General features: G+C 49.3%; 10 protein-coding genes and 2 pseudogenes. 6 read left to right on the top strand and 6 right to left on the bottom strand.

Annotation, left to right across the window (positions count from 1 at the left end):
• Positions 1 to 11: 11 nt before the first annotated feature.
• A complete protein-coding gene (locus tag AC3G3F_RS13520) occupies positions 12 to 728 on the bottom strand; it encodes an S-type pyocin domain-containing protein (protein WP_070802041.1) in 717 nt (238 codons plus the stop codon).
• On the opposite strand from AC3G3F_RS13520, the pseudogene AC3G3F_RS13525 reads away from it, so the two are divergent.
• Positions 723 to 830: pseudogene (locus AC3G3F_RS13525) on the top strand (hypothetical protein); the annotation flags it as partial. The gene AC3G3F_RS13520 and the pseudogene AC3G3F_RS13525 sit on opposite strands and share 6 nt — an antisense overlap.
• 444 nt (positions 831 to 1,274) lie before the next feature.
• Positions 1,275 to 1,654: pseudogene (locus tag AC3G3F_RS13530) on the top strand (tetratricopeptide repeat protein); the annotation flags it as partial.
• A 340-nt stretch (positions 1,655 to 1,994) separates the two neighbouring features.
• Here AC3G3F_RS13530 and AC3G3F_RS13535 read toward each other — a convergent pair.
• Positions 1,995 to 2,186: a YfgG family protein gene (locus AC3G3F_RS13535; RefSeq protein WP_000075925.1), complete on the bottom strand. Its 192-nt coding sequence runs from the start codon at positions 2,184 to 2,186 to the stop codon at positions 1,995 to 1,997.
• 178 nt (positions 2,187 to 2,364) lie between these two features.
• On the opposite strand from AC3G3F_RS13535, the gene AC3G3F_RS13540 reads away from it, so the two are divergent.
• Positions 2,365 to 2,502, top strand: a complete 138-nt coding sequence (locus tag AC3G3F_RS13540; RefSeq protein WP_053529987.1) for a hypothetical protein — start codon at positions 2,365 to 2,367, stop codon at positions 2,500 to 2,502.
• A 96-nt stretch (positions 2,503 to 2,598) separates the two neighbouring features.
• Positions 2,599 to 4,812, top strand: a complete 2,214-nt coding sequence (locus AC3G3F_RS13545) for a bifunctional diguanylate cyclase/phosphodiesterase (RefSeq protein ID WP_063390691.1) — start codon at positions 2,599 to 2,601, stop codon at positions 4,810 to 4,812.
• Positions 4,813 to 4,847: 35 nt separating this feature from the next.
• Here the strand turns inward: AC3G3F_RS13545 and ppx are convergent, their stop codons facing one another.
• From ppx to purM, 4 genes are all read right to left on the bottom strand, one after another.
• Positions 4,848 to 6,389 (bottom strand): exopolyphosphatase, encoded by a 1,542-nt coding sequence (gene ppx / locus AC3G3F_RS13550; RefSeq protein WP_488395229.1) that lies wholly within the window; start codon positions 6,387 to 6,389, stop codon positions 4,848 to 4,850.
• 4 nt (positions 6,390 to 6,393) lie between these two features.
• Complete coding sequence (gene ppk1 / locus AC3G3F_RS13555) at positions 6,394 to 8,460, bottom strand: polyphosphate kinase 1 (RefSeq protein ID WP_000529555.1); 2,067 nt, start codon at positions 8,458 to 8,460, stop codon at positions 6,394 to 6,396.
• 188 nt (positions 8,461 to 8,648) lie between these two features.
• Complete coding sequence (purN, locus tag AC3G3F_RS13560) at positions 8,649 to 9,287, bottom strand: phosphoribosylglycinamide formyltransferase (protein WP_023245956.1); 639 nt, start codon at positions 9,285 to 9,287, stop codon at positions 8,649 to 8,651.
• Positions 9,287 to 10,324: a phosphoribosylformylglycinamidine cyclo-ligase gene (purM, locus tag AC3G3F_RS13565; protein WP_023245955.1), complete on the bottom strand. Its 1,038-nt coding sequence runs from the start codon at positions 10,322 to 10,324 to the stop codon at positions 9,287 to 9,289. Before purM ends, purN begins: the two co-directional genes overlap by 1 nt.
• A 404-nt stretch (positions 10,325 to 10,728) precedes the next feature.
• On the opposite strand from purM, the gene upp reads away from it, so the two are divergent.
• Both upp and uraA read left to right on the top strand, forming a co-directional pair.
• Positions 10,729 to 11,355, top strand: coding sequence for a uracil phosphoribosyltransferase (gene upp, locus AC3G3F_RS13570; protein WP_000706208.1), 627 nt, complete (start codon positions 10,729 to 10,731; stop codon positions 11,353 to 11,355).
• 87 nt (positions 11,356 to 11,442) lie between these two features.
• Entirely contained in the window at positions 11,443 to 12,732 is a 1,290-nt protein-coding gene (uraA, locus tag AC3G3F_RS13575; protein WP_023245954.1) for a uracil permease, read from the top strand.
• The last annotated feature ends 78 nt before the right edge of the window (positions 12,733 to 12,810 follow it).

Genomic DNA, 12,810 nt, shown 5'->3' on the forward strand with positions numbered 1-12,810 from the left:
AATAGGCTCCCTCATTCCCCGTAATGAATGAATTTATGAAGTTTTGGCGTTGTAATTCGCAAATTATCGATATCATACACTCCACCACCTTCTTCAATAGGTTTTATGTGATGTATTTCAAACTTCTTAATTACTTGTTTTGGTCCTACATAATGTCCAGCAAATGGGGCTGTTGGTGCTTTCCCCTCTTGCATCGCCTCTATATTACCGTTACTAAACTGTTTTGATAGCTCTGGATCTTTGCTTATTTCTAACCATAAATCCTCCCGAGACTTACGGAAACTATCATAGTGTCTTCCACGTAATTTATCTGCAATATTTGAAGGGATTTTAGCACCCTCTCCATTGTTTGTTACAGACAAATCAAGCCACTTCTGTCCTGTTTCAATTTGAGAACCGTTTCCTGAAGCTGTACCAGCCTGATCCCGCGGATCATCCTTCAGATAAACATAAATCGGCTTAATGCCTGAATCCGCAGGGAACACCAGAATGTAATCGTTAAGATCGCGTTCTTCCGGCACCGGGAATGGTGGTGTCGTGTATTCATCTTTGCCGTCAGGAATTGGCGTGACGAGTATTGTAGCCTGGTCTATTGACTTGATGTCGCTGCCGGTATGTGAGGGAAGGTCACTTCCTTCAGGTCTCTCAGGCGTCCAGGTAATCAGCGGACCATCGGCACCGTGAGCTGGAGTGAACTCATACCGATTATGTTCACTATTCCACACCATGTTTTGTATTCGGTCGAGGAAATCTTAGTGACCGCGCATGTGATCTGGTCACCCAGGCAGGATATCCAGCAGTTGCTCTTTAAGCGTCTGATAGTGGCCTGATAACCCTAAATACGTGTTGTATGGCAATAATACGGCCCTAAAGGGCGTGTTTGTAATACTATCATAACAACGTGATTTACATCATAAATTTTATTATTTTGACGATGTTTTTTGCGGTATTGTCTGGAAATGGTTGTCGTAAAACTCAGTGATAACAAGATGTTGGATGGTTTCTAAACCATTGAGTGGGAATGGTTTCCCCGCATTGAGCTGAAAAGTTGAAGAGAAACCGCTTAACGGCGGGGTTTTTACTTCAATAATAAGCAGGCCCGAATAAATCGGGATCAAAAAGATATCGGGTTGCTATAAATATGCGTTAATATTCTGGAGGTAATTATAATAAGAATGTTGTATGCGTATTTCATTCATTTTAAAAATAAAATTCACTAGAGTTAGTGTCGATTTTAATATTTCTTGAAGCGAGTCACAGCTTCACGCAGTCAGGATAGATACCCCCTGGGGTCAGAGATGTGTCAGTACATCCAGCTAACTGAATGCAAAGCGAAAAAAGGGATGGGCTTGCTCAATTTAGTCTGGGTGGAATGTATGCGGATGGCGACTATGTTATCCCGGATTATAAGCTGGCGATAAAATGGCTGGAAAAAAGCAGGTAAGCAGGGATCTTATTTTTCCTGTTTCGTTATTGGTTATCATTATAATTACGGTAAAAACTTTCCTCGTAATAAAAAGAAGCGTTGAAATGGTATCGTAAGGCAGCAGGGCTGGGGGGCTTTATGCAAGAAATACTCAGTAATGCCTGTATGTACGGTAATGGGGTTCCCCAACATACCCAGATGACGCTGGCGTGGTATCGTAAAGCGGCTGAACGTGGCTGGTTGAAGCGCACAAAGCTGTTGCTGGTATACCAGAGTCGCGCAAACCGAGCTGTCGCAACGATTAACGCTAATTCGAGGCTATAGAGATAACGATATTTTGTTTTGGATGCCGAAACATCTTTAATGCTGAGTGGAAGTTATTAAGAGAAAATGTAGCAATCCTGAGCGGTATCTGCTTCTCATTTGTCACGGCGGACTTTCGTTCAGCCTCTATCGCTTAAAAAAACAAACTATCGGTTCATGCTAATCCTGGGAAGGGAGCAGCAGAGTCTGGATAACACCGCAAGCCTGTGACGATAGTATCGCTATTTCAACGGATAACGGCTAGTTAACGCTGTCCCGGCGTGTTGACCGAAAGCGTTGACTGTTGCGCTTCTTTTTTATCCTGATGGTGCTGCCAGGCGCCGATAGAAGAGTAGACGAAACGTCCAAAGAAGAAGAGAAAACTGATAAGCAGTACGATACGGGTCATGCGAGTGTTAAATCGATGTCGTTTTCGCATACTGTTGGCCTGACTCACAAAGGGTTCCTTAACGTTGGCCCAGCGGTATGGGCGGGATCAGGCCGGGTTCTTCAAGGGTATTATCAGGGCGAAGAACGTAACAAGCCTGCATTCACTCTACATTAAGGCATACTGTGAACCGATGGTCAATTCCTCTTAATGTAAAATTGCGTCAGTTGATTTATCTTATATTGTTATGGAAGATAATTTTAGTATTTACATTAATAATAAATTAATGATAACGAAGAATAAAAAAGTGAATAAAGGCTCCCGGAGGAAGGTAATAATTGACTTAAATCAAATATTACTTTTGTTTAATAATTACAATCGATGACTATCGTATGATGTATATCGCATCATCCATTTAAAGTCAGGTGGGATGCCTGTCTGTTAACGCCCCTTTGGGATTGGGGGGGGCTGCTGAGCATCTATGAAGCTAAATAAATCTTATATAAATATCAGAGATAAATGGTGGGGACTACCGCTTATCCTCCCTTCGATTTTATTACCTGTTTTAAGTAGCGCAAACACTTATGCACATACCAGCACTGGAAATGTGGTTCTGTTTTACCTGCCGTTAGCTTTTATGCTTAGCCTGATGTTATTTTTCGGCTGGGCAGCACTGCCGGGCATTGTGATTGCTATCTTCTGGCGCAGATACCCGCAGACGGGGCTATATGAAACCCTTTCCGTGACGATGCACTTTATCATTACCATCGTGCTAAGCTGGGGCGGTTACCATGTTTTTTCCCCCCGGCGAAACAATGTTTCTCACGGTGATGCCCACTTGATGTTCCAACGAATGTTCTGGCAGGTATTTTGTTCGGCGACATTATTTCTGGTTATCTATCAGTTTGCCGCTTTTGTTGGCATGTACGAAAGCAAAGCCAGCCTGATGGGAGTAATGCCCTTTAACATCAACACGCTGATTAATTATCAGGCGTTATTGGTCGGCAATCTTATCGGCGTGCCGTTGTGTTATTTTATTATTCGTACTCTCCGTAATCCGCTGCACCTGCGGGGGTATTATCAGCAATTAAAACTACAAGTTGATAGCAAAGCCACTAAAAAAGAAATTGTTATTTGGCTGGCGGTACTGATTACACTGATGTTTATACTATGTATGCCATTGACTGATAATAGCTCAATATTTAGTACCAACTATACACTTTCGTTATTATTGCCGGTCATGCTATGGGGAGCGATGCGCTATGGCTATAAATTTATTTCAATCATCTGGGCCGTCGTGCTGATTACGTCGATTCATTATTACCAGCGTTATATGCCCTGGTATTCAGGTTATGATACGCAATTAGCCATTACCTCTTCGAGCTATCTGGTTTTTTCTTTCATTGTTAATTATATGGCTGTACTGGCCACACGCCAGCGCGTGGTGAGCGGTCGCGCGCGTCGGCTGGCCTATCTTGACCCGGTTGTCCATCTTCCCAATTTACGTGCGCTAAACCGTGCGCTCAAAAACGCGCCCTGGTCTACAATCTGTTTTTTACACGTGCCGGGCCTGGAGTTATTGGGTAAAAATTATGGCGTCATGCTGCGCATCCAGTATAAGCAAAAGCTTTCTCACTGGATTACGCCGATGCTGGCCTCAAATGAGTGTGTGTACCAGATGTCAGGGCACGACCTGGTGCTACGTCTTAATACAGCGTCGCATCAGCAGCGTATTGAAGCGTTGGATAAACATATAAAGCAGTTTCGGTTTATCTGGGACGGGCTGCCGCTACAGCCGCCCGTCGGCGTGAGCTACTGCTGCGTGCGTTCCCCGGTTAGCCATCTTTATCTTCTGTTAGGCGAGTTAAGCACCAGCTCCGATCTTTCGTTGACGACTAACGCGCCGGAAGATTTACAGCGGCGCGGCGCGGTGCATCTGCAGCGCGATTTGAAGGGAAGAATTGCGATGATGAACCGCCTGCAACAGGCGCTGGAGCACGATCATTTTTTCCTGATGGCGCAGCCTATTTCTGGTGTTCGTGGGGACCTTTACCATGAAATTTTACTGCGGCTCAGGGATGACAACGGCGACGTTATCAACCCGGACAATTTTTTACCCGTAGCGCATGAGTTTGGTTTGTCTTCCGCTATCGATCTCTGGGTGATTGAAAACACGCTGCGGTTTATGGCAGCCAGCCGGGAATATATGCCCGCACATCGCTTTGCCATTAACCTGTCGCCAATATCGGTATGTCGCGCCCGTTTTCCTTCAGAAGTTAATCAGTTGCTTATTCAATATCAGGTTGAGCCCTGGCAACTGGTGTTTGAGGTGACGGAAAGTAACTCCCTCACCAATGCCGAGCAGGCGCAGCTGACGCTGGGACAGTTACAGCAGTTTGGCTGTCAGATAGCGATTGATGATTTTGGTACCGGCTACGCCAGCTATGCCCGGCTGAAAAACGTGAACGCTGATATTCTTAAAATTGATGGTAGTTTTATCCGCAACATCGTGTCAAACAGTCTCGATTATCAGATTGTGGCTTCTATTTGTCATTTAGCGCGAATGAAAAAAATGCAGGTTGTCGCGGAGTACGTCGAGAGCGAAGAAATACGCAGCGCGGTACTCTCATTGGGGATCGACTATCTTCAGGGATATTTAATTGGCGAGCCGCAGCGATTATCTGAGATTCAGTAACGTCAGACGCCGCGCCGCGGCGTCTGACCTACAATTTACGCGGCGATCTCCGGCGAGCTTTCTTCCTCAATATTGAGACGCCAGCCAGTTACCGCTTCCCAGTACTGCTGTTCTTTTTCCAGATCAAGCAGTACCAGCGCATTCTGGCTGAACCAGTCATGCGGAAAACGTAACGTCCAGTGGCTGTTATCGGTCGTTAGCCGCAGCGTCGGCGGCGTGGTTGTCGCCTGCCGCTGGTTGTTCAATAATACGCCCAGCCGTAATAGCTGAATTAGCGGCAGATACTGTTTTTTCTTAAACAGCGTAAAGCGGGGCATATCATCCAGTTTTACGGCCTTACGATGATAACGTACCAGAGTCGCCATCATCATTTGCTGTTCCTGATTAAAGCCAGGCAAATCGCTGTGTTGCAGAATATAAGCCGAATGGCGATGTAAACCGCTGTGATTAATATTCAGTCCAACTTCATGTAGCATTGCCGCCCAGCGGAGCAACGCTTCGAGCTGCGGATGCGCCAGTTTTGGCTGCTGGGCCTGCCACTGCTCATACATCTGCATAGTGGTTTCCAGCACGCGTCTGGCTTGTTCTCTGTCAATGTTGTATTGATTGGCCAGACTTTTTGCGGTACGGCTGCGAACATCCTGATGGCGGAAGCGACCTTCCATTTCATACAGGACGCCTTCGCGCAATGCGCCGTCGGAAAGGCGAAGCTCGCGGATAGCCAACGCATCAAAAACGCCGCACAGAATCGCCAGACCCGGCACAAAGACCGCTTTTCGTTCTTCAGACAGACCCGGCAGGCTGAGCGCATTAAAGGAGCGGTGCTTCAACACTTCTGACTTCAGTTTGTCGAGACGCTCCGGCGTAATGAAGCCATCTTTCTCACCCAGCGCCAGGAGAACTTCATGAGCGGCTTTAATGGTACCGGAAGCGCCCATCGCCACGTTCCATCCTTGAATACGATACTGCCAGGTTAAGGTTTCCAGTTTTTGCGCTGCCGCCATCCGGGCGCGCTGGAAATTTTCTTTATTGATAACACCGCCGGGAAAGTAGAGCTGCGCGAAGCTCACGCAGCCCATACGACGGCTTTCAACCAGCCTGGGTTCGAAGTTTTCGCCGATGACGAGCTCTGTTGACCCGCCGCCGATATCGATCACCAGCTTGCGGCCTTTTTCCGGTTGCGTATGTTCTACGCCCATAAAGATCAGGCGCGCTTCTTCGTTACCGGAAATAATCTCTATTGGGTAGGGAATAACCTTTTCCGCGCGTTTGAGAAAATCAGCGGCATTTTGCGCCTGACGTAACGTGTGGGTGCCCACGATACAGACGCTGGAAGGGGAGAATCCTTGTAAACGCTCAGCAAACAGCGACAGACAGCTAAGCCCCCGTTCCATAGCTTCTTCGCTGAGTTTGTTATCTGCGCCCAGCCCGTCCGCCAGATGGACGCGCTGTTTTAAGCGCCCGATGATCTGCATTGGGCCGTCAACCACGCGGGCAATGACCATATGAAAGCTGTTTGAGCCGAGATCGACCGCAGCGAACTCCTGCGGGCGAGGGGATTTATCGTAAATTGGCATAGCGTTAGTCTGGTTGCTCGAGTGATTTGATGTAGTCATAAATCGCCAGCTGTGCCTGAACTTTGCGGCGATTGCCGCGCGGTACGTAGCGGTTGCTGAGTTCTTTATCGATAAAGCGCGCTTTTACCGTGTCGCTAAACAGAATGTCAATGATATCCAGTACGCGTTGTTTAAGCCGCGGGTCGAGGATAGGCGTAGCGACTTCGATACGGTAGTCAATATTACGCGTCATCCAGTCAGCTGAAGAGAGCCACACTTGCTTATCGCCGCCGTTTTCGAAAATATAAACCCGATCGTGTTCAAGATAGCGATCCACGATGCTAATCGCGCGAATATTATCGCTAATTCCTTCCAGTTGCGGAATAAGAGAACACATGCCGCGCACCAAAAGATTGACCTGGACACCCGAACCCGACGCGGCGTATAGCCTGTCGACTAACCCTTTATCGACCAGGTTGTTAAGCTTTAACGTAATCCCTGACGGTAAGCCTTGCTGGGCATTGGCGATTTCACGATCGATCATCTCATACAGCAGACGCCGTGAGTTTTGTGGAGAAACCATCAAATAATCGAAAGTGACCGGACGATAGGGGTTTTCAATAAAGTTAAAGACCCGGCGTACTTCATTGGTAATGCGCGCATCGGCGGTCAGCAGCGAATAATCGGTATACAGCCGCGCCGTTTTTTCGTTGAAGTTACCGGTGCCGATATGCGCATAACGCACCACGTCATCGCCCTCTTTTCGTGAGATGAGAAAGAGTTTGGCGTGAATTTTCAGCCCTGGCGCAGAGAAAATAACATGGACACCCGCTTCGGTTAACCGCTTGGCCCAGTGAATATTCGCCTCTTCATCGAAGCGCGCCTGCAACTCCACCACCACGGTGACTTTTTTGCCGTTATGGGCGGCATGGATCATCGAGTCAATAATGCGCGAGTCTTTCGCTACGCGATAAATATTGATTTTGATCGCCAGCACGCTTGGGTCAAACGACGCCTGGCGTAACAGTTCCAGTACATGCTCGAAGGTATGGTACGGATAATAGAGCAGCACATCACGTTCGCGAATTGCGTCGAAACCGTTACGAAACTTCTCTTTATCAAACCAAAGATGGCGTAACCGCGGTAACGGTTTATTGACCAGGTTGGCTTTACCGACATTCGGAAAATTAATAAAGTCTTTAAAATTGTGGTAGCGTCCGCCGGGTACGATTGAGTCATACCGGGAGATTGTCAGTTTTTCTCGCAACACGTCGACCAGAGCGGCGGGCATATCGCGTTGATAGACAAAGCGCACCGGTTCAGCGGTCAGGCGCTGCTTCAGGCTGGAAGACATCAGCTCCATTAGACTGGATTCCATCTCATGCACCAGATCATATTCAGCATCGCGGGTCATTTTCATCGAATAGGCGTTAAGCGCGTCATAATCGAAGAACCCTTTAAAAATGTCATCCAGGCAGTAGCGCAGAATATTATCCAGAAGGATCATCGGCTTGCGTCTGCGCGGTGTCTCCGGCGGCAGATTAACGAAGCGTGGGACTTTGTCGGACGGTATCTCCAGCAGCGCATAGTTGATGGTGTCGCCGCGGATAATCTCCACCGCCAGATAGGTGTAATCATCTTTTAAAAACTGAACAAGGTCCGTCTCCCGGTTAATAAGAATCGGGGTAATGTGCTGGCGCAAATAGTGCTTAAAATAGTGGCGCAACCAGCTCTGTTGGTTCACCGAGAGCTGACGCTCGTTGATCAGAAAGATTTGATTACGCGCCATCTCCAGCAGTAATTCGTTGTACAGGCCGTCGAACTCCTGGTCTGCTTTCAACACGCGGGACTGAATTTTGCCTAACAAATGGCGTGAATGAGAATTTGAGCCCTGTTCTTCGCTGATAATAATGCGTCGTTTCAGTTCGGCGAAACGCACTTTGTAGAACTCGTCGAGGTTATTAGAATAGATACCCAGGAACCGCATCCGCTCAATCAGCGGGTTGGATTTATCCGCTGCTTCCTGTAATACGCGTTCGTTAAATGCTAACCAGCTCAGTTCTTTCTCGATATATAACTTTTCCTGACCCATTACTACTTATACTCCGTTTTATTCACGGGACACTGCCTGATGATTATGGCGAGCATTACGCGTTAATGTCCAACTGCGTCAGAAAAGTATGACAATAAACTGATAGCATAAAGGAAGGAAAAAGAGTAGGCCGGATAGGCATTTATGCCGCCATCCGGCAAGCAGACGCAGCCACATCAGATGGCGTATTATTCGTCAGACGCATAACCTTGCGGCGGCAGACGACGCCCGTCCAGCCAGGCGGCGTTATCGCGCATCTTTAAACGCCCCTCCGCAAACCAGCCGATCACCAGCGGATAAATCGCGTGTTCCTGAGTTTGTACGCGTGCGATGATATCATTTTCGTTGTCGTCGGCAAAAATCGGCACCTTCGCCTGGAGAATGACCGGACCGCCGTCGAGTTCGTCTGTCACGAAATGCACCGAGGTACCATGCTCCTCATCGCCGTTTTCCAGCGCCTGGCGATGGGTATGCAACCCCGGATATTTTGGCAGCAGGGAAGGGTGAATGTTCAGCAGACGCCCGTGGTAATGCGCGACAAACGCCGGACTCAGAATACGCATAAAACCGGCCAGCACGACCACATCAGGCGAATACGCGTCTATCTCGCGAATCAGCTCGCGATCGAAGGCGTCGCGGCTGCCAAACCGATCGGCAGTCAGCGCTTGTGCCGGAATACTGGCTTCTCTGGCGCGTTCAAGGCCGAACGCGTCAGCCTTATTGCTGAATACTGCCCTGAGGGTGCCTTTAATTTTCTTTGCTTTGCAGGCATCGATAATCGCCTGTAAATTGCTTCCGTTGCCGGAAATCAGCACCACAATATTCATTATTCAATAACCACACGCTGTTCGGAATCAGAGGCTTTGATGATACCGATTTTCCATGCGTTTTCACCTTTCTCGTTTAGCAGAGCAAGCGCTTTGTCCGCTTCCGGAGAGGATAGCGCAATCACCATGCCGACGCCGCAGTTAAAGGTACGGTACATTTCATGTCGACTGACGTTACCGGCGGTTTGCAGCCAGGTAAAGATGGCGGGCCATTGCCAGGACGACTCATTAATTACCGCCTGGGTATTCTCCGGCAGAACGCGCGGAATATTTTCCCAAAAGCCGCCGCCGGTGAGGTGTGCGATAGCGTGTACATCGATATTTTCAATCAGTTCCAGAACCGATTTTACGTAGATACGGGTCGGTTCAAGCAGATGATCGGCAAGTGGCTTCCCTTCCAGCAGAGTGGTTTGTGGATCGCAGCCGCTAACGTCAATAATTTTACGCACCAGCGAATATCCATTCGAGTGCGGGCCGCTGGAGCCGAGCGCAATCAGCACGTCGCCTTCGGCAACCCGGGAGCCGTCGATGATTTCTGATTTTTCGACTACGCCAACGCAGAAACCCGCCACGTCGTAATCTTCGCCGTGATACATGCCCGGCATTTCCGCCGTCTCGCCGCCGACCAGCGCGCAACCAGATTGCAGGCAGCCTTCGGCAATACCGTTGATCACACTGGCGGCGGTATCGACATCCAGTTTACCGGTGGCATAGTAATCGAGGAAAAACAGCGGTTCCGCGCCCTGAACGACCAGATCGTTTACGCACATCGCCACCAGATCAATACCGATAGCGTCGTGACGTTTTAAATCCATCGCCAGGCGAAGTTTGGTGCCTACGCCGTCAGTGCCGGAAACCAGTACCGGTTCACGATATTTTTGCGGCAACGCGCACAGCGCACCGAAACCGCCCAGACCGCCCATAACCTCCGGGCGGCGAGTTTTCTTCACTACGCCTTTGATTCGATCAACCAGAGCGTTACCCGCATCAATATCGACGCCGGCATCTTTATAGCTAAGAGAGGTTTTATCGGTCACTGCCTGGTTCCCCACGTTTTTTCTTGCGGTAAAAGTTAAATTCGGCGCAATTCTAACAGGGAAAGCAAACGTTTGCGAGCGTGGTCTGCGCCCTGCATGTCCGGGCGATTTTTTGGTATGGTTTCGGCCGCTGCTTGAAAATTTTCCCTGTTGGTAAAAAAGAAAAGGATATCCGGCACTTGGTTTACGATATGTGGACGAGAAAGATTATCACCTGTTAAAATTCAATAGGTTGATGGCGGTAGGCGCTGGTTTCAACGTGAGTGATTTATACTCGCTTTTCCGCGATCAGCGCTTTTGGTTGATCCAGGTCAAGCATACATTGTGTTGCGCCAGAGAGGAAAAGCGGTATAATCCGGCGATTTTTTTTGTGGTTGCCAGTCATCTGAGGATAGGAGAAGAGTATGAAGATCGTGGAAGTCAAACACCCACTCGTCAAACACAAGCTGGGTCTGATGCGTGAAAACGACATTAGCACTAAACGCTTTCGTGAACTCGCCTCAGAAGTAGGCAGCCTGCTGACGTATGAAGCGACAGCCGACCTGGAAACGGAAAAAGTCACCATCGAAGGCTGGAATGGCCCGGTGGAAATTGACCAGATCAAAGGTAAAAAAATTACCGTTGTGCCGATTCTGCGTGCGGGTCTGGGCATGATGGAAGGCGTTCTGGAAAACGTACCGAGCGCGCGTATCAGCGTAGTCGGGATGTACCGTAACGAAGAGACGCTTGAGCCAGTACCTTATTTCCAGAAACTGGTATCGAACATTGATGAGCGCATGGCGCTGATCGTCGACCCGATGCTGGCGACTGGCGGTTCTGTCATCGCGACCATCGACCTGCTGAAAAAAGCAGGCTGTAGCAGCATTAAGGTGCTGGTGCTGGTCGCCGCGCCGGAAGGCATTGCGGCGCTGGAAAAAGCGCACCCGGACGTTGAACTGTACACCGCTTCTATCGATCAGGGGCTTAACGAGCACGGATACATTATTCCAGGGCTTGGCGATGCCGGCGATAAGATTTTTGGTACTAAATAAGTGAATAAATGATGAAAAGCCGACTTTAAGAGTCGGCTTTTTTTTGAATAAAACAACTCATAACAAACACACTCAGAGGAAAACACTATGACGCGCCGTGCTATCGGGGTGAGTGAAAGACCGCCGCTTTTACAAACAATCCCGCTTAGTTTGCAGCACCTTTTCGCCATGTTTGGCGCGACCGTGCTGGTGCCAGTTCTGTTTCATATCAACCCCGCGACGGTTCTGCTGTTTAACGGTATCGGAACGTTGCTGTATCTCTTTATCTGCAAAGGTAAAATCCCTGCCTACCTGGGATCGAGCTTTGCCTTTATTTCGCCGGTATTACTGCTGTTGCCGCTGGGTTATGAAGTGGCGCTGGGCGGTTTTATTATGTGCGGCGTATTATTCTGCCTGGTCTCTTTCATCGTTAAAAAAGCGGGCACAGGCTGGCTGGATGTGATGTTCCCGCCTGCGGCAATGGGCGCAATCGTTGCTGTTATCGGTTTGGAGCTGGCAGGCGTCGCGGCGGGGATGGCCGGATTGCTCCCTGCGCAAGGGCAATCGCCGGACACAAAAACGATTATTATCTCCATGGTCACGCTGGCGGTGACGGTGTTCGGCTCCGTACTGTTTCGTGGTTTCCTGGCGATCATTCCTATTTTGATTGGCGTGCTGGTGGGCTATGCGCTGTCGTTCGCGCTGGGGGTGGTCGATACCACGCCGATTGCCCAGGCGCACTGGTTTGCGCTGCCGACCTTCTATACGCCGCGTTTTGAATGGTTCGCGATCTTGACGATTCTGCCTGCGGCGTTGGTAGTGATTGCCGAGCATGTCGGTCATCTGGTGGTAACGGCGAATATCGTCAAAAAAGATCTGGTACGCGATCCCGGTTTGCACCGCTCGATGTTCGCCAATGGACTGTCGACGATCGTCTCCGGCTTCTTCGGCTCCACGCCGAATACCACCTATGGTGAAAATATTGGCGTCATGGCGATAACTCGCGTTTACAGTACCTGGGTTATTGGCGGCGCGGCGATTTTCGCCATTCTGCTTTCCTGCGTCGGCAAACTGGCGGCGGCGATTCAGATTATCCCGTTACCAGTGATGGGCGGCGTCTCGCTGCTGCTGTACGGCGTTATCGGCGCGTCGGGGATTCGCGTATTGATCGAATCGAAAGTCGATTATAACAAAGCGCAAAACCTGATCCTCACCTCGGTAATTTTGATCATCGGCGTGAGCGGCGCGAAAGTGGCTATCGGCGCGGCAGAATTGAAAGGGATGGCGCTGGCGACCATCGTCGGGATTGGCCTTAGCCTGATTTTTAAACTGATTAGCCTGTTGCGTCCGGAAGAAGTTGTGCTGGAGGCAAATGATGTGGAGCCGCCGCATCGGTAACGGGTTGCCGGGCAGCGATGCTGCCTGGTTCTATCTCAAGAGAATTATGTGGTAAACTCAGCACGATTTTATGCAATC

The organism is Salmonella sp. FC25216 (assembly GCF_057751355.1).

Excerpts from the sequence above, each read along its gene's own strand:
- AC3G3F_RS13520 (WP_070802041.1), bottom strand. The coding sequence starts at position 728 with ATGGTGTGGAATAGTGAACATAATCGGTATGAGTTCACTCCAGCTCAC.
- AC3G3F_RS13540 (WP_053529987.1), top strand. The coding sequence starts at position 2,365 with ATGGAAGATAATTTTAGTATTTACATTAATAATAAATTAATGATAACG.
- AC3G3F_RS13545 (WP_063390691.1), top strand. The coding sequence starts at position 2,599 with ATGAAGCTAAATAAATCTTATATAAATATCAGAGATAAATGGTGGGGA.
- ppx (WP_488395229.1), bottom strand. The coding sequence starts at position 6,389 with ATGCCAATTTACGATAAATCCCCTCGCCCGCAGGAGTTCGCTGCGGTC.
- ppk1 (WP_000529555.1), bottom strand. The coding sequence starts at position 8,460 with ATGGGTCAGGAAAAGTTATATATCGAGAAAGAACTGAGCTGGTTAGCA.
- purN (WP_023245956.1), bottom strand. The coding sequence starts at position 9,287 with ATGAATATTGTGGTGCTGATTTCCGGCAACGGAAGCAATTTACAGGCG.
- upp (WP_000706208.1), top strand. The coding sequence starts at position 10,729 with ATGAAGATCGTGGAAGTCAAACACCCACTCGTCAAACACAAGCTGGGT.
- uraA (WP_023245954.1), top strand. The coding sequence starts at position 11,443 with ATGACGCGCCGTGCTATCGGGGTGAGTGAAAGACCGCCGCTTTTACAA.